We start from the raw sequence: 16,742 nt of genomic DNA on the forward strand, positions 1-16,742 counted from the left end.
GAGAGATGGCCCCGGTGAGTTTGAGGCTGGTGAGCTAGGCGACAGTGGTGCTGGCAAGCAGCATGACTATGAAGGCGGTTGCGAATAGCAGCACTTGGCTGCGGAGTGAAAAACGGCTCATGGCTGAGTGGTGCTCCTGAGGGTGTGTTCCGTGGCGTTAATACGCGCGGCCAGCCCTAGGAAGGCAGGGGTCTATGAAGTCTTAACGGGGGTCCGAAAGGGCGCTCAAGAAAACACAAATTAATGTGAGTAATCAATTAGAAGAGCACGAAAAAGGCCGGGCGATGATGCGCCCGGCCTTGTTGTTTTCAGGTGTTCAGAAGCCCCTGCCGTGACGTATGATCTCACTCCTGATCGAGCGCGGCTACGCCGGGCAGGGTCTTGCCTTCCATCCATTCAAGGAAGGCGCCTCCGGCGGTGGAGATATAGGTGAAATCCCGCGCTGCGCCCGAGGCGTTGAGTGCCGCAACGGTATCGCCGCCACCAGCAACCGAGATCAGCTTGCCTGCCCGGGTGAGGGCCGCCGCCTTCAGCGCGGCCGCATTGGTCGCCGCGTCAAAGGGCTCCAGTTCAAAGGCGCCCAGCGGTCCGTTCCAGATCAGGGTCTGGCTCTGCTCGAAGATATCGTTGATCGTTGCGATGCTGTCAGGACCGGCATCCAGGATCATGCCCTCTGCGGGGCATTGGTCGGCGGGCAGCACCTGATGCGGCGCATGGGAGGCAAAGGCCTCGGCTACCACAACGTCGCTCGGCAGGATGATCTTGCAGCCTGCGCTTTCAGCCTCGGCCAGGATTTCGGCGGCGGTGTCTTTCATGATCCGTTCGGCTAGGGATTTGCCGACATCGATCCCCTTGGCGACCAGGAATGTATTGGCCATGCCGCCGCCGATGATCAGGTAATCGACCTTCTTGATCAGATTGCCGAGCAATTCCAGCTTGGTTGAAACCTTGGCGCCGCCGACAACGGCAGTCACCGGACGTTTCGGCGCGCCAAGGGCGCTTTCCAGTGCAGACAGCTCTGCCTGCATCAATCGGCCCGCGCAGGCGGGCAGGAGGCGGGCAATACCCTCGGTCGAGCTGTGCGCGCGATGTGCGGCGGAGAAGGCGTCGTTGCAGTAGACGTCCCCGAGACGCGCCATGCCTGCGGCCAGATCGGGGTCGTTCTTGGTTTCCTCGGCGTGGAACCGGGTGTTTTCCAGCAGCAGCACTTCGCCCGGTTGCAGGGCGGCGGCGGCAGCCTCGGCACCGGGGCCAACGCAATCGGCGGCAAACAGCACCTTGGTTTCAAAGGCACGCTCCAGCGTCGGGATCAGCTGGTTCAGCGACAGGTTCTCGCGGCGCTCCCCGCCCGGGCGGCCGAAATGCGCCAGCAGGATCGGTTTGCCACCGGCCGCCAGAATATCGCGCACGGTGGGGGCGATGCGGCGGATCCGGGTGGAGTCGGTTACCACGCCATCCACGATCGGCACGTTGATATCCACGCGTACCAGAACGCGTTTGCCGCTGAGATCCATGTCATCAAGGGTATTCCAGCCCATCCTCAGGCTCCTTCCGGTCATTGGCGAATGTGTTTGGTGCTGTTTCGGGGCTTTTGTGCGCCCAGTCAATGCTCCCTTGGCAATTGCGACCGCTGCCCTTAGGTATCTGGCAAAGCAAACACGACAGGAGAGCCAGATGGCCGAGATCAAGGACCCGGAAAACACCATCATTGTCGAGCTGAAAGACGGCAATGTGGTGATCGAGCTGCTGCCCGATGTGGCGCCCAAGCACAGCGAACGGATGAAGGAACTGGCCCGCGCCGGTGAATATGACAACGTGGCCTTCCACCGCGTCATCGACGGTTTCATGGCGCAGACCGGCGACGTGCAGCACGGAGACATGGAAGACGGTTTCAACCTTCGTATGGCGGGCACTGGCGGCTCTGACCTGCCGAACGTTCCGGCGGAATTTTCCAAACTGCCGCATGACCGTGGCACCCTGGGCGCTGCGCGCTCTGCCAACCCGGATTCGGCAAACTCGCAGTTTTTCATCAACTTCAAGGACAACCACTTCCTGAACGGCCAGTACACCGTTTATGGCCGGGTCATCGAAGGCATGGAGCACGTTGATGCGATCACCCGTGGTGAGCCGCCTGCGAGCCCTGACCGTATGATCAGCGTCAAGGTGGCCGCAGATGCTTAAGCTGGCTGCTGCATTTTCCCTGATCGCGGGCTCTGCCTTTGCCTCTGGCCTTGAAATCCAGATCGAAGGCGAGGGCGCCAATGGTACCGTCAAGATCGACCTCTTCGAGGACGTCGCGCCGAAGCACGTGGAGCAGATCACCGCGCTGGCCGCCGAGGGCAAATACGATGGCGTGGTGTTTCACCGCGTGATCGAAGGCTTCATGGCGCAAACCGGTGACGTCCAGTTCGGCAAGCTTGGCGAGGACATGCGCCGCGCGGGTATGGGCGGCTCCGAACGTCCGGACCTTCCGGCGGAGTTCTCGGATATTGCCTATGACCGCGGTGTCGTCGGCATGGCCCGTTCGCAGAACCCGAACAGCGCCAATTCGCAGTTCTTCATCATGTTCGCGCCGGGGCATTTCCTCAACGGCCAGTATACCGTCGTTGGCAAGGTCACCGAAGGCATGGATGTGGTCGACGCGATCAAGCGCGGCTCGGGGCAGAGCGGTTCGGTCAAGGGCCAGCCCGATGTCATGACCAAGGTCACCGTGACTGAGTAAGCCGACCGGGGCTGCGGCCCCGCCGATCTTTCAAATACGACAAAGCCCGCGCCAATCCGCGCGGGCTTTGCTGTTCTCGTGCGTCGGGTTGGCCTGCAAAGGCCTTAGAACAGGAAATTGTCCGCCTGCGCGATGTCCTGCACCTCCGCGTCCTCGATTAGGATGGTGACATTGGCGAAGGAGACCAGCACATCGTCTTGCTGTTGCTCGATGTCCAGTTGTCCAAAACGGGAAGCTCCGCGACCGATTTCGATCCTGTCGGTACCGACAGTGAAGTCCGAAATGGTGTCGTCGCCGTGGCCCTTTTTGAAGACAAAGATATCGGCCCGGCCACCGCCAGTCAGTTTGTCGTCGCCCTTGTGACCGATCAACCGGTCCCGGCCATTGCCACCAATCAAGCGATCACCGCCTGCGCCGCCGGTTAGGGTGTCATTGCCGCCACCGCCGTTCAGTATGTCGCGGTGATTGCCGCCAGTGATTTCATCCGCGCCCGTGCCGCCAAGGGCCCGATCCCGGCCGCTGCCGCCCTCGATCACATCGTCGCCTGCGGCGCCCACCAGCCGGTCGGAGCCGGTATTCCCGGTCAGATGGTCATCACCGGTTCCACCGAACAGCGTGTCGCGCCCGCTGCCGCCGCTCAGATGGTCATCGTTTGCGTTGCCGTAGAGCAGGTCGTCCTGCAGGCCGCCATCAAGCGTGTCATTGCCAAAGCCGTCGGCCATGACATCACTATTGGTCACGGACTGTGCGTCGCCGCGAAGCCGGTCGTTGCCAGCGTTGCCAAGGGACAGTGCCACGCTGCGGTCGATGAACTTCAGAATTTCGATATTGCTGATCCGGTCGGTTCCCATGGCGCTGCTGACCTGAACCGAAGAGTGGGATGAGAACAGATCGTCCAGCCCCCGTAGCGTGGCCTGGCTTGAATGCGTATTCAGAACCAGCGTGTCGGTCCCGGTTCCGGCGTCAATGGTGTCATCGCCGCTCCCAAGTGCAATGGTGTCATCGCCGCCATAGGTGTACCACAGGTTGCCGACAGCGCTGTTTGAGGTGATGGTATCGGTTCCCGCCAGAATACTGCGTTCTAGCGCGGCGCCGCTCATCGTAGCCAGATCGTAAAAGCTCTCGCTGAAGCCGGTCATGGAGAAGACCTGGTTACCGTAGCTGTAGATGTAGAGAGCTGTCAGCTGCCAGCTGTAGGGGGAGGAGGCTGAAAAATCACCGTCGAACCGCAGCGACAGCCCGTTTGTACCACTCATGGTGATTGATGTGGTGGATTGTTGGGTAATAACAGGATCCGAAAAGTCCGCGGAGTTCAGATCGTTGATCGACCAGGTTCCGCTAGTATCCTGAATGAGCACATTAGCCAATTTCGATTCCCTAATGAATTAAGTCCGCACTCCGGCTTCTGGTACCGCATTTGCGGACGCCACTGGAATGCATAATCCTGTCAACCATGACGTTTAAAGAGCTGAAGGTAAAGGTGAGAAAATCCAGCAGTTTGTGTTTTGAAGAACCAGGGGAGAGAGAACGTAATACAACCTGAATCTTGCCGTGAAATGCGAAACGCCGCAGGGCTCTGCGGCGTTTACGGTCTTCTATTAAGTTCAGCGACCGAGAGGTCCCTGTGACTTTTAGCTGTCGGAGCTGGGGGCCGAGCCTGCCGGTGCGGTAGCAGGGCGCGCCGGAGCGGCGGCAGCCGGAGCGGCTTTCTTGCCGCCGGGGTTAAGCGGATCGTCCTGACGCTGCACGGAGCCTTCGAAATGGGCGCCGCTCTCGATGGCGATGGTCTTGTGGATGATATCGCCTTCGACACGGGCGGTGGAGGTCAGGCGGACCTTCAGGCCGCGCACGCGACCCACGATACGGCCATTGATCACCACGTCATCAGCCGTGACTTCACCCTTGATGGTAGCAGTTTCGCCGATGGTCAGCAGGTGGGCGCGGATGTCGCCTTCAACGGTGCCTTCAACCTGGATGTCGCCGGTTGTTTTCAGGTTCCCGGTGATATGCAGATCGGAGCTGAGCACGGATGCCGGCGGTTTTGCCTTGGGCGGCGTGGCCTTGTAATCGCTCGCGGGCGCAGAGGGCGGGGCGCTCGGCGTTGCAGCCGCCGGAGTTGCTTCGGCCTGCTTCGGCCCGGGCTCATTGATTTTGCTCTTAGAAAACATTTCTCGCAGCCTTGATGTAGATCATAGGGTTTACGGGTTTTCCGTTGACCCGAACCTCGTAATGAAGGTGGGTCCCGGTGGACCGTCCGGTGTTACCCATATCAGCAATGTGATCCCCGCGCGAGACCCTTTGACCGACCTTCACGCGGAGTTTTGAGTTATGGGCATATTTCGTCTCAATACCAAAGGCATGGCGGATCGTGACCAGCCTGCCATAGCCGGATTGCCAGCCCGCATGGGTCACAACGCCATCAGCAGTGGCGTAGATATCTGTGCCGGTGCGGCCGGCGAAATCCGATCCTTTGTGGAGCCGGCGGCCGCCAGTTTTTGGGTCACGGCGATAGCCAAAGCCCGAGCTTTGCCGCACGAGGCCAAGGTTCACCGGTGTCGCAAAAGGCGCCTGCTGCGCGGCCATGCGATAAAGGTTCAGTTGGTCCAACTCATTGAGAATGCTGTTGGCCCGACGCTCTTCCGCGGTTGGTTCTTCACCGCGGGTCGACAGGGCTAAAGGGGTGAGGGGACCACCCCCCTGTCCATTATAGCCGCGGCGCACCTGCTCCAGGATCCGATCCGGCGGCATACCGGCGCTGCGGAACATCTTGTCCAGCGGCGCTACGGAAACGGTAACCGCCTCTTCCAACTGCCGGAAGATCTGGTTGTTGCGCTCGTCCATCAGCTTGATTTCCATCTCAAGCGAGTCTCGCTGCTCCAGCGCCGATTGCGCGTCTGCCATGACCTGATCCCGCTCGGCGGCGGTTTCTGCCAGCGCGTCGGCGAGGAACTCCATCTGCACCGGGGCAACAGCAGCCATCGTCTGGACCGGGCTGTCTTCCTCGGTTTCCTTGCGCAATTCGGCAAGGGCATCGCGCGCCTTGCCCCGCTGGGTCATGGTGTCGCGCAGCGTGGCCTGAATGACTTCGATGCCGGTTTCAAGCTCCCGGCGCCGAGCTTCGGAGGCGAGCAATTCGGACTGCATGTCGGAAATCTGCGCCAGAGCTGCGTTGAACCGCTGCTGCGCCGCCAGCGCCTCTTCGGCGCGGTTGTCCCGCTCCAGCGATAGGGCGTTGAGCCGGGCGCGGTAGTTCAACTGATCGCGTTTGGCTTGCTCGCGGAAGTTTCCGGCGCCGATCCCGTCCATCAGCACAATGGCTGTTGCCATGATCGACCAGGCGACAAACAGAACGATACCGGCAACGGCAATAAGCTGTGTTTCCGGCCTGAGCCGAATGAATCTGGTGTCGTCATCCGATTTGAGGAAAACGCGCCGTTCGGGGAAGCGCCGTTCGAGAAACGCGTGAATTTTAATAGTCAGACGTGTGCGCACGCGCTGATCCTTGTCCCATCCCAATTGCATGGCGCAGGGCCACTCACATCCCTGTGAGCCCAGGCGCCATGGCCCATTTGAATAGCCAGCCGGGCTTCATTGGGCAAGTCTGTTGACCAATCAGTAAGGAGTTTGTGCCTGCAAGGCAGGATATTGGCGGAAATTTGCCGGGTAGCGGCAGGGCGGCGGCGGTCACGCGCCGCCCGACCGCTTTGTCAGCCTGAGGTCAACCTGCGGGCTGTGCGCCGGTGTCGGTCAGCGGCCAGTAGAAATCGGGTGGCAGCCCGGCCTCGGCGCGTTTTTCCCCGTTGAAGGGCGGTTTTAGCGTGCTGTGGAAATAGGTTCGGACCAGATCGTGAAAGACATCCTTGGGATCGAGGTTCTCGCGCCCGCAAAGGAAATGGAACCATTTGGAGCCATAGGCGACATGGCCAACTTCTTCCTTGTAGATCACCTCCAAGGCCTCCACTGCCTGGGTCAGCTTTGCCTGGCGGAAAATCTTGATCATGCCGGGGGTGACATCAAGACCCCGGGCCTCCAGCACCATCGGCACCACGGCAAGACGGCCCATCAGGTCCTCGGCGGTGTCTTCGGCAGCGCGCCACATGCCGGCATGGGCCGGAAGGGCGCCGTAGTGGCTGCCGAGGCTTTCAAGGCAATCGCACATCAGGTTGAAATGCTTGGATTCTTCATCCGCCGCCTTGACCCAGTCGTCAAAGAAACCAATGGGCATCGGCACATGGGAAAACCGCGCGATGATATCCCAATGCAGATCGACCGCGTTGAGTTCGATATGGGCCACCGCATGGAGCAGCGCGATACGGCCCGCCTCCGAGCCGGGTTTGCGTTTTGGCACGTCGCGGGGATCAAGGAGTTCCGGCTTTTCGGGCCGGGCCGGGCGCAGTGGCGGGCTGGCGGTGCCGACCGGGATCTCGGGTGCCTCACCGCGACGATAGGCAAACCAGCGGGCCGCGTGCTGGCGGGAAAGGGCGGTTTTTTGGCGGCCGTCGGCGGTGGTCAGAACCTCTGTCGCCATTTCGGCGAGGGAAAGTTCGGCCTCAGAACTGGGGGTATCGGTCATCTCGCCTCCGTCGGGTTTCCAGTTGCGCCGCGTTCCTGCCCTGTGGCGCGCGCCATGGCAACGGATTTGTCTGTGACGAAGGCCGGGACCTCCCGCCCGTCGTTGGTCACTTGCGAAGTGACCGGCTCCCGTTGGGCCCGGCGCCGCGCGCGGCGCCGGGTGGATCATTCTACAGGCTTCAAAGTGCCTTTGCGGCCTCCAGAACCTCCTCAACATGTCCGTCCACCTTGACCTTGCGCCAGACCCGCGCGATGCGGCCCTCGGCGTCGATCAGGAAGGTGGAGCGTTCGATGCCCCAGTGTTTCTTGCCGTACATGTTCTTTTCCTTCCACACACCGTAATCCTCGCAGGTGGTGCCTTCGGCATCGGAGAGGAGAGGCGTGGTCAGCTCATGTTTGGCAACGAATTTGTCGTGTTTGGCGACGGTGTCCTTGGAAATCCCATAAACCTCGACCCCGGCATCGGCAAAAGCCTGCAAAGCGCCTGAAAATCCAATGGATTCCTTGGTGCAGCCCGGGGTATCATCTCGCGGATAGAAAAACAGGACGACGGCTCGTCCCTTGAGGTCGGCAAGCGAGATTTCACCGCCGCCGTCACGGGGCAGGGTGAACATCGGGGCGAGATCGGATGGTTCGAGCATATGGGGTCTCCGCTTGGTTTTGCATCATTGGGTGCCATAAATAGGCAATGGCGAGCAAAGGAAAAGCACAGATCGCGAGGTCAGCGGATCAGCCGGAGAAAGTCGCGGCACCCGAGGCTGTCGAACACGCGGCGTCCGGGCAGGAGGCTGCACGGGCCGAGCAGGTCGCTGGTCCCGCTGATGCGGAGGCCGCGGAAGGGCTTGCGGCGCGCCCCAAAGACCGGCGGCGCTGGCGGCGGCTGAAAACCGTGGTGCGCGTTGTGGCCGTCCTATGCTTTCTCGGGGCGGGCGCGGTCTATTTCGGGATCGGCACCCGCATCGATGCGCCGCAATGGCTGCGCCAGAAGGTCGAAACGCGCCTGGAACAAAGCCTTGGTGGTCTTCAGATCGAGTTTGGGGAAATCCATCTGGTGGTGAACAAGGGCTGGCGCCCACGGCTCGGTCTGCGCGATGTATCTCTGGCGCAGGCGGATGGAACGCCGGTGGCCCGGCTGGCGGATGCGCAGGTGTCGCTGGCGATGCGACCCTTGCTGAGTGGGAAGTTTCAGCCCCGCAAGATCTGGCTCAGCGGGCTTTTTGCCTCTTTGCGGCGCGGCGCGGATGGCAAGTTCGAACTCAGCCTTTCCGAGGCGGGATCGCCGTTCCGCGAAGCATCCGACCTGCCGCAATTGATCGAACACTGGGATACTCAATTTGAACGCCCGGTCCTTGCGGCGCTGTCCGAGGTTGAGACCGAAGGTTTGACGCTGCGCTATGAAGACGGCCGACTGAACCGGGTCTGGACACTGGACGGCGGCACCGTGCGGCTGGCGCGTGAGGGCAGATCACTGGCCTTGTCTGGCGGCTTTTCGGTGCTGAGCGGGCGGCAGTATGTCGGCACCATTGAGGCCAACTACAAATCCGACATCGGCGATGCCTCAGCCGAATTCGGATTCCTGATCGAAGAGATCGCGAGCGAGGATATCGCGGTTCAGGCGCCGACGCTTGGCTGGCTTCAGGCGCTGCGGGCACCGATTTCCGGCTCGCTCCGCGGTGGCCTGGGCAGCGAAGGCGAGCTGCTGACCCTTTCCGCGGGCTTGCAAATCGGGCGTGGCGTGATCCAGCCGTCGGAAGAAACCCGCCCCGTGCCGATCCAAAGCGCGCATAGCTATTTCACCTACTACCCTGATCAGCAGGCCCTGCAGTTCGATGAGCTGAAAGTCGAAAGCGGCTGGGTCTCAGGTACGATGGAGGGGCGCGCGCATCTGAGCGGGATCGAGAACGGGCGGCTCACAGAACTGGTCGGGCAGTTGCAGTTTTCCGACCTCAGCCTCAACCCGCGCGACCTGTACGATCAGCCGCTGGAACTGGCGGGCGTTGGGGTGGATTTTCGGTTGGAGCCGGAACCCTTTAGCCTGACCCTGGGCGAGGTTTTGATCCAGGACGGGGATTCCAACATCCTGCTCGACGGCAAGGTCTCCGCCGAAGAAGCAGGATGGACCTATGCGCTGAACGGTCATGTGGATCAGATGTCGGTGGATCGGATCAAGGAACTGTGGCCAGCAGCGGCGCCGCCGAAACCGCGCGAATGGGTGCGGGATAACCTTTATCAAGGCACTGCCCGCGATGCCTATGTGGCGTTGCGTGGCGCCGGGCTGGAAAAGCCGTTTCTGCATCTGGATACCACCTTTTCCGGGGTCGATGCGCGCTTTCAGAAGCATCTGCCGCCGGTGCGGGGCGCCGATGGCCATTTCAGCATCCATGGCACGCGTCTGGTGGTGATCGCCAGCCGGGGCACGGTGACCGCCGATGACGGTGGCGAGGTGGATGTGACGGGCACGTCTTTCATCATTCCCGACACTTCGATCAAAGGCGGTGCGCCGGGGATCGTCCGGGTCAAGGCCTCGGGTACGGTAACGGCGGGGCTGTCGCTGCTCGAACGTCCGCCGCTCAATATCATGTCCAAGGCGGGGCTGCCGGTGAAGCTGGCAGAGGGGCAGGTGCAGGTCAGCGGAACCTTGTCGCTGCCCCTGCGCGCGGGCGTGCCGCCAGAGGAGATCCTTTATCACTACACCGGCAGCGTGACCGGCGTCAGTAGCGGGGTTCTGGTGCCGGGACATCCGGTCGCCGCAGAGCGGCTGGAGCTGTCGGGGGATCAAAGCCACGTGCAGCTCTCTGGTGCTGCGACCCTGTCGGATGTGCCGCTGACGGCAACATGGCGCCAGCCGGTTGGCCCCGGTACCGATCCGACCAGCTATGTCACCGGTAAGGTGGCGCTTTCGAACGCGGTGGTGGAGAGGTTCAATATCGGCTTGCCGACGGGGTCCGTCTTTGGGGCCGGTCAGGGCGAATTCGTGCTGCGCCTTGCGCCCGGGGTGCCACCCGAGTTGAACCTGCGCTCGGCGCTCGAAGGGATCGGTCTGCGTGTTCCGGCGCTGAGCTGGCGCAAGGCGGAGGCGGACACGGGTCTTCTGGATCTTGTGGTAACGCTGCGGGCGCAGCCTTCGGTGGACCGGCTGCGGGTCGAGGCTGCGGGGTTGAAGGCCGAGGGCACCGTGACCACGCGGGAAGATGGCGGGCTGGACCGAGCGGCCTTTAGCGCGGTGTCGCTGGATGGCTGGCTGCGCGGACCGGTGACATTCGTCGGGCGCGGGGTGGCGGCACCGGAAATCCGTATTGGCGGCGGCGTGATCGATATGCGCCGGGTGCCTTTTACCAGGTCCAGCGGCAGCAGTGGCTCCGGATCGGGCGGCACCGGACCGATCCTCTTGAGCCTTGATCGGCTGCAGGTGACTGACAGTATCGCCCTCAATGGCTTTCAGGGGCGGTTTTCCACGGCGGGCGGCTTCAATGGCAAGTTCACCGCGCGGCTGAATGGTCAGACCCCGCTGAGCGGTATTGTGGTCCCGGACAAGGGCGGCACGGCGACGCGGATCAAGTCCGAGGATGCTGGCGGGATCTTCCGATCGGCCGGGGTGTTGCGGCACGGGCAGGGCGGCAGTTTTGACATGACGCTGGTGCCAGCGGCCACGCCGGGCGAATACGATGGCCGCATGACCGTGCGCAACACGCGGGTGAAGGACGCGCCCTCCATGGCAGCGCTGGTCAACGCGATCAGCCTCGTGGGTCTGGTCAATGAACTCGCCGGGCAGGGGATTCAGTTTTCGGAAGTCGAAGCAAAGTTCCGCCTTGGCGCCACCTATCTGATCGTTCACGAAAGCAGTGCAGTGGGTCCGTCGATCGGTCTGTCGATGGACGGGAATTACAATCTTGAGACCACGGCACTGGATATGCGGGGGGTGATTTCCCCGATCTATGTGCTGAACGCCATCGGCAGCGTCCTGACCCGCAAGGGCGAAGGGTTGATCGGCTTTTCCTACCGGCTGCGGGGCACGGCGGATGATCCCAAGGTGCAAGTCAATCCTTTGTCCGGCCTGGCGCCGGGCATCTTCCGCGAGTTGTTCCGGGGACGGGCGCCGGAGGTGCCGGGACAAACTCCCGCCGCGCCGCCGCCCACCAGCGGGCCATTGGCGCCGGAGGAAGCATCGAAACCCCCGGTGGCCTCTCAGGCGGGCGAACGCTGAGTACACAGGCAATCTGGCGCAGATTGCCATAGCCAAGGCATCACAAAGCTCCTATATGCCGCCGCATGAAACTGAGCGATTTTGACTTTGATCTCCCCGAGGATCTGATTGCAACCCGCCCTGCCTCTCCGCGCAGCGCGGCCCGTCTTTTGGTGGCCGAAGGAGACCGGATTACCGATGCGCGGGTTTCAGACCTGCCGGAGTGGTTCCAGCCCGGCGATCGTCTGGTATTGAACGACACCAAGGTTATTCCAGCGCGCCTGTCGGGGCAGCGCCATCGCAGCAGTGCGCAAGGCGATACCTCCGCCCGCATCGAAGTCACCTTGCTGGAGCCGGGCGCAGGCGGTACCTGGAATGCCCTGCTGAAACCCCTGAAAAAGGTAAAACCGGGCGAGACGATCCGTTTTGCCGATGGTTTCAGCGCCGTGCTGGAGGGTGTTGCCGACGGGCAGGGCGCCCTGCGGTTCAATCTGGAAGGCGACGAGTTCGAGGCGGCCCTGGCCGAGGCGGGCGCCATGCCGCTGCCACCCTATATTGCTGCCAAACGCCCGGCGGATGCGCAGGACAAGACCGATTACCAGACGGTCTGGGCGCGCCACACCGGCGCCGTAGCGGCGCCGACCGCCTCGCTGCATTTTGATGCACCGCTGCTGCAGGCACTTAAGGATCGCGGGATCGCGTTCAGCTATGTCACCCTGCACGTGGGTGCAGGCACCTTCTTGCCAGTCAAGGTGGAGGATGTGACCACCCACAAGATGCACGCCGAATGGGGCCGGGTCAGCCCCGAAGCTGCCGCCGAGATCGCGGCGACTAAGGCTGCAGGCGGGCGCATCATCCCGGTGGGCACCACAGCGCTGCGTCTGATCGAGAGCGCCGCGCGCAGCGGTGCGATCGCGCCCTGGGAAGGGGAGACCGACATTTTCATCTACCCGGGCTTTAACTTCCATGTTGCCGATGCGCTGATGACGAATTTCCACCTGCCGCGCTCCACCCTGATGATGCTGGTTTCTGCGCTGATGGGGCAGGAGACCGTGCGGCAGATCTATGCCCACGCGGTCGACAGCGGTTACCGGTTCTTCTCCTATGGCGATGCGTCGCTTCTGATCCCCTCTGGGGCGGGATCGCGGCAGAGCTGAGCCCCACCAGATCGCCAGCGCCAGACCTTCAGAAAATGCAGAGAATTCCGCTGTAAACGTGACGGCGGGATGAAATCGTCTCTGCGATCTGCGATAGTTCTTTCCACACACCGCATCCGCAGATAAGGGCGGAAGATGCGAAATGAAACACCGCCTGCCGGATCCAAAACCGGGGCAGGCGGCGGATGCAAAAGGATACGGGCAATGCTGCAGGTACTCTCAAGCGCATGGGCGCTGCTTCTGGGGATGGGAATGCTGATGATCGGGAACGGTCTTCAGGGCACCATTCTTGGGGTGCGCGGCGACCTTGAAGGGTTCTCGACGTTGCAGATGTCCTTTGTTATGTCCGCCTATTTTGTTGGCTTTCTGGGCGGCTCGCGGATGGCGCCGGAAATGATCCGGCGGGTCGGCCATGTCCGCGTCTTTGCCGCGCTGGCCTCGCTGATTTCTGCCGTGATGATTCTTTATCCCGCGATCACCAACCCCTTTGCCTGGATGGCCGGGCGGGTGCTGATCGGGTTTTGCTTTTCCGGCGTGTATGTCACCGCTGAAAGCTGGCTGAACAATGCGGCAGACAATGCCAACCGCGGCAAGGCGCTGTCGCTTTACATGCTGGTGCAGATGCTGGGCATCGTCTCGGCGCAGGCGCTGATGCTGCTTGGTAACCCGTCGGGCTATGAGACCTTTGTGATCGCATCGGTTGTGATTTCGGTGTCCTTTGCGCCAATTTTGCTGTCGATTTCGCCGACGCCTGCCTTTGACACCACGAAACCGATGACCCTGCGCCAGCTGATGGATGCATCGCCTCTGGGCTGCGTGGGTATGTTCCTGTTGGGCGGCGTCTTCTCGGCCCAGTTCGGGATGAGCGCAGTCTACGCGGCTTCGGCCGGGCTGACCTTGCCGCAGATTTCGCTGTTCGTCGCGACCTTCTATGTTGGCGCGCTGGTGCTGCAATATCCGCTGGGATGGATTTCCGACCGCATGGACCGGCGCGTGGTGATCCTGTTCGCGGCGGCCTTCAGTGGCGCGGCGGCGGTTCTGGGTATGGCGATGGGCGCGAATTTCTGGATGCTGCTGCTGGCGGCCTTTTTTATCGGCGGGATGACCAACCCGCTTTACTCGCTGCTGATCGCCCACACCAACGACTATCTGGATTACGACGATATGGCGGCGGCCTCGGGCGGGCTGGTCTTCATCAACGGCCTTGGCGCCATTACCGGGCCACTGATCACCGGTTGGCTGATGGGCGAAAGCGTCTTTGGCCCTCCGGGATTCTTCCTGATCATGGCGGTGCTGACCTTTGCGCTGGCGGCATACGCGCTTTACCGGACGACGCAGCGTGCCTCGATCGCAGCCGAAGATTCGGGCACCTTCGCGCCGATGGCGCCGACAGGCTCGCCCGTGGCGGTCGAATTTGCACAGGAATACGTCATTGAAACCGAGATGGAAGAGCAGGAAGCCGCGCATGAGGCGGGGTGATTGCGCTAACCTGCAGGAAACGTGAGCAATATTTCACCAATTGCCGCTCCTGTTGCAATTTGTGACGGTTCTATGACTTGCCATGAGGGGCCAAAATCTTCTGAACTTGGAGGTAGGCAACACATGTGGAGTAAATGGGATGGTTGGCCCCGAAGAAATCCTTGAATTCTGGCTGGATGAGGTCGGAGAAAAGGGCTGGTATCTGCAGGATGATGATCTGGACGAGACCATCCGCAGACGTTTTGGAAAGGCCTGGGAGGAGGCTTGCGAGGGCAAGTTCTCGCTTTGGCTGACCTACCCGAGCGGAACCCTTGCCTATATCATCCTGATGGACCAGTTCCCGCGCAATATGTTCCGCGGCGAAGGTCAGGCCTTTGCCTCGGATGAGATTGCGCTGGCCGTGGCCAAGAACGCGCTGAACAAGAAATGGGATCTGAAGATCGATGAGCCGGCGCGGCAGTTCTTTTATCTGCCGCTGATGCATTCGGAAAACCTGTGCGATCAGGAGCGCTGCGTGCGCCTGCTGAAGGAACGGATGCCGGAATATGGTGCTGCCAATCTGCTGCACGCGCGCGCCCATCGCGACGTGATCCGCAAATTCGGCCGCTTCCCTTATCGCAACGAGGCGCTATTGCGCCACAGCACCGAGCCGGAGCGCGACTATGTCGAAGCCGGCGGTTATGGCGCCACGATCCGGACCTTTCAGCAAGCCAGCTGAACCGAGGGGAGCGACTATCCGGGGGTATCCCTGACGCTGACATTCTAAAGGCGCTGTCTGGCCGATCGGACAGCGCCTTTTCTGTGCCGGGCTTTCGGCGCCAGACAATCCGTTTGCCATCCCTCTATGCGGCCAGCCGTGATCACATCTTCTTGAAACGGTCGTCGCGGGATGACTGTGCTTGAGCGGGATTTTCTGTGGCCTGTAGCAGGGACTGTGCCTATGGTTGTTCTGGCGCGCAGGTTTCGCGGTGAATGCCGGTTGGAGTAAATGCCAACCACGTTCCCAAAGGCTTTTCTCACTGCGAGATTGCGGCGTGCAAAAAATTGGTTTAACGGTAAACTAGTTTTAGATCCAGTTTGGCGAGGGATATCATGGCCGCACAAACCTATGACGTGATCGTAATCGGCGCAGGCCCCGGCGGCTATGTGGCTGCCATCCGCGCGGCCCAGCTGGGGCTCAAGACCGCGGTCATCGAGCGTGAGAACTTGGGCGGTATTTGCCTCAACTGGGGCTGCATCCCGACCAAGGCGATGCTGCGCTCCTCGGAAGTGTTCCACCTGATGCACCGGGCCAAGGAATTCGGGCTCAGCGCCGATGGCATCGGCTACGATCTGGACGCGGTGGTGAAACGCTCGCGCGGGGTGGCAAAACAGCTGTCCTCGGGCGTCGCCCATCTGCTGAAGAAGAACAAGGTCACCGTGATCATGGGCGAGGCGACGATCCCCGCCAAGGGCAAGGTCTCGGTCAAGACCGACAAGGGCACCGAGGATCTGGCGGCCAAGAACATCATCCTCGCGACTGGCGCCCGCGCGCGGGAGCTGCCGGGGCTGGAGGCAGACGGTGATCTGGTCTGGACCTACCGCCACGCGCTGACCGCACCGCGGATGCCGAAAAAGCTGCTGGTCATCGGATCGGGCGCCATCGGCATCGAATTTGCCAGCTTCTTCAACACGCTGGGCGCCGACACCACCGTGGTCGAGGTGATGGACCGGGTGCTGCCGGTCGAGGATGCCGAGATTTCCGGCATGGCCAAGAAGGCCTTTGAGAAGCAGGGCATGAAGATCATGGAGAAATCCATGGTCAAGCAGTTGGATCGGGCAAAAGGCAAGGTCACCGCTCATATTGAGGCTGGCGGCAAGGTCCAGAAGATGGAATTCGACACGGTGATCTCGGCCGTTGGCATCGTTGGCAATACCGAAGGGCTGGGTCTGGAGGCGCTTGGCGTCAACGTTGACCGCACCCATGTGGTGACCGATGAATTCTGCCGCACCGGCGTCGAGGGGCTTTATGCCATCGGGGATATCGCCGGGGCGCCCTGGCTGGCGCATAAGGCCAGCCACGAAGGCGTCATGGTGGCAGAGCTGATCGCAGGCAAACACGCCCATCCGGTCAAACCCGAAAGCATTGCAGGCTGCACCTATTGCCATCCGCAGGTGGCCAGCGTTGGCTACAGCGAGGCGAAGGCCAAGGAGCTGGGGTACGACATCAAGGTTGGTCGTTTCCCCTTTGTCGGCAACGGCAAGGCCATCGCGCTTGGGGAACCCGAAGGGCTGGTCAAAACCATCTTTGACGCCAAGACGGGTGAACTGCTGGGCGCGCATATGATCGGCGCCGAGGTGACGGAGCTCATTCAGGGCTATGTGGTGGGCCGCCAGCTGGAAACCACCGAGGAAGACCTGATGAACACCGTCTTCCCGCATCCGACGCTGAGCGAGATGATGCATGAAAGCGTCCTCAACGCCTTTGACCGCACCATTCACTTCTAAGCGCTGCGACATGTGACACACGCACCGCCCAAGGCCATTCGCGGCTTTGGGCGGTTTTTTATTGAGCGGCTGGTCGCTGCAATTGTTTCGGGGTATTGCGGCGAGGCATATTTATCATGACCTATTCAGACGGGATTTCAGC

The 16,742-nt window shown here is 61.5% G+C and carries 13 protein-coding genes; 7 read left to right on the top strand and 6 right to left on the bottom strand.

Annotated features, from left to right (window positions below):
* Positions 1 to 344: 344 nt before the first annotated feature.
* Positions 345 to 1,538, bottom strand: a complete 1,194-nt coding sequence (locus AAFO90_RS10280; protein WP_347509345.1) for a phosphoglycerate kinase — start codon at positions 1,536 to 1,538, stop codon at positions 345 to 347.
* Positions 1,539 to 1,674: 136 nt separating this feature from the next.
* Between AAFO90_RS10280 and AAFO90_RS10285 the strand changes: the two genes are divergently transcribed.
* Positions 1,675 to 2,181, top strand: a complete 507-nt coding sequence (locus AAFO90_RS10285) for a peptidylprolyl isomerase (protein WP_274833735.1) — start codon at positions 1,675 to 1,677, stop codon at positions 2,179 to 2,181.
* Positions 2,174 to 2,722 (top strand): peptidylprolyl isomerase, encoded by a 549-nt coding sequence (locus AAFO90_RS10290; RefSeq protein ID WP_065270392.1) that lies wholly within the window; start codon positions 2,174 to 2,176, stop codon positions 2,720 to 2,722. The genes AAFO90_RS10285 and AAFO90_RS10290 overlap by 8 nt, the downstream gene beginning before the upstream one ends.
* 104 nt (positions 2,723 to 2,826) lie before the next feature.
* Here the strand turns inward: AAFO90_RS10290 and AAFO90_RS10295 are convergent, their stop codons facing one another.
* From AAFO90_RS10295 to AAFO90_RS10315, 5 genes are all read right to left on the bottom strand, one after another.
* A complete protein-coding gene (locus tag AAFO90_RS10295; protein WP_347509361.1) occupies positions 2,827 to 4,080 on the bottom strand; it encodes a calcium-binding protein in 1,254 nt (417 codons plus the stop codon).
* Between the two features lie 273 nt (positions 4,081 to 4,353).
* Entirely contained in the window at positions 4,354 to 4,890 is a 537-nt protein-coding gene (locus AAFO90_RS10300; protein ID WP_274866474.1) for a polymer-forming cytoskeletal protein, read from the bottom strand.
* Complete coding sequence (locus tag AAFO90_RS10305; RefSeq protein ID WP_347509346.1) at positions 4,880 to 6,214, bottom strand: M23 family metallopeptidase; 1,335 nt, start codon at positions 6,212 to 6,214, stop codon at positions 4,880 to 4,882. Before AAFO90_RS10305 ends, AAFO90_RS10300 begins: the two co-directional genes overlap by 11 nt.
* Before the next feature lie 226 nt (positions 6,215 to 6,440).
* Complete coding sequence (locus AAFO90_RS10310) at positions 6,441 to 7,295, bottom strand: ferritin-like domain-containing protein (RefSeq protein WP_347509347.1); 855 nt, start codon at positions 7,293 to 7,295, stop codon at positions 6,441 to 6,443.
* Between the two features lie 178 nt (positions 7,296 to 7,473).
* On the bottom strand, positions 7,474 to 7,935 hold the full coding sequence (locus AAFO90_RS10315; protein WP_274829238.1) for a peroxiredoxin: 462 nt from the start codon (positions 7,933 to 7,935) through the stop codon (positions 7,474 to 7,476).
* Positions 7,936 to 7,982: 47 nt separating this feature from the next.
* Here AAFO90_RS10315 and AAFO90_RS10320 point away from each other — a divergent pair, with 47 nt between their 5' ends.
* From AAFO90_RS10320 to lpdA, 5 genes are all read left to right on the top strand, one after another.
* Positions 7,983 to 11,498: an AsmA-like C-terminal region-containing protein gene (locus AAFO90_RS10320; RefSeq protein WP_347509348.1), complete on the top strand. Its 3,516-nt coding sequence runs from the start codon at positions 7,983 to 7,985 to the stop codon at positions 11,496 to 11,498.
* 65 nt (positions 11,499 to 11,563) lie between these two features.
* Positions 11,564 to 12,634 (top strand): tRNA preQ1(34) S-adenosylmethionine ribosyltransferase-isomerase QueA, encoded by a 1,071-nt coding sequence (queA, locus tag AAFO90_RS10325; RefSeq protein WP_347509349.1) that lies wholly within the window; start codon positions 11,564 to 11,566, stop codon positions 12,632 to 12,634.
* Positions 12,635 to 12,838: 204 nt separating this feature from the next.
* On the top strand, positions 12,839 to 14,113 hold the full coding sequence (locus tag AAFO90_RS10330; RefSeq protein ID WP_065270385.1) for an MFS transporter: 1,275 nt from the start codon (positions 12,839 to 12,841) through the stop codon (positions 14,111 to 14,113).
* Positions 14,114 to 14,252: 139 nt separating this feature from the next.
* A complete protein-coding gene (locus AAFO90_RS10335) occupies positions 14,253 to 14,831 on the top strand; it encodes a DUF924 family protein (protein ID WP_274866480.1) in 579 nt (192 codons plus the stop codon).
* 374 nt (positions 14,832 to 15,205) lie between these two features.
* Complete coding sequence (gene lpdA, locus AAFO90_RS10340) at positions 15,206 to 16,600, top strand: dihydrolipoyl dehydrogenase (RefSeq protein ID WP_274837128.1); 1,395 nt, start codon at positions 15,206 to 15,208, stop codon at positions 16,598 to 16,600.
* The last annotated feature ends 142 nt before the right edge of the window (positions 16,601 to 16,742 follow it).

The organism is Phaeobacter sp. CAU 1743 (genome assembly GCF_039839315.1).
In the GTDB taxonomy this organism is placed as follows: domain Bacteria; phylum Pseudomonadota; class Alphaproteobacteria; order Rhodobacterales; family Rhodobacteraceae; genus Phycobacter; species Phycobacter gallaeciensis_A.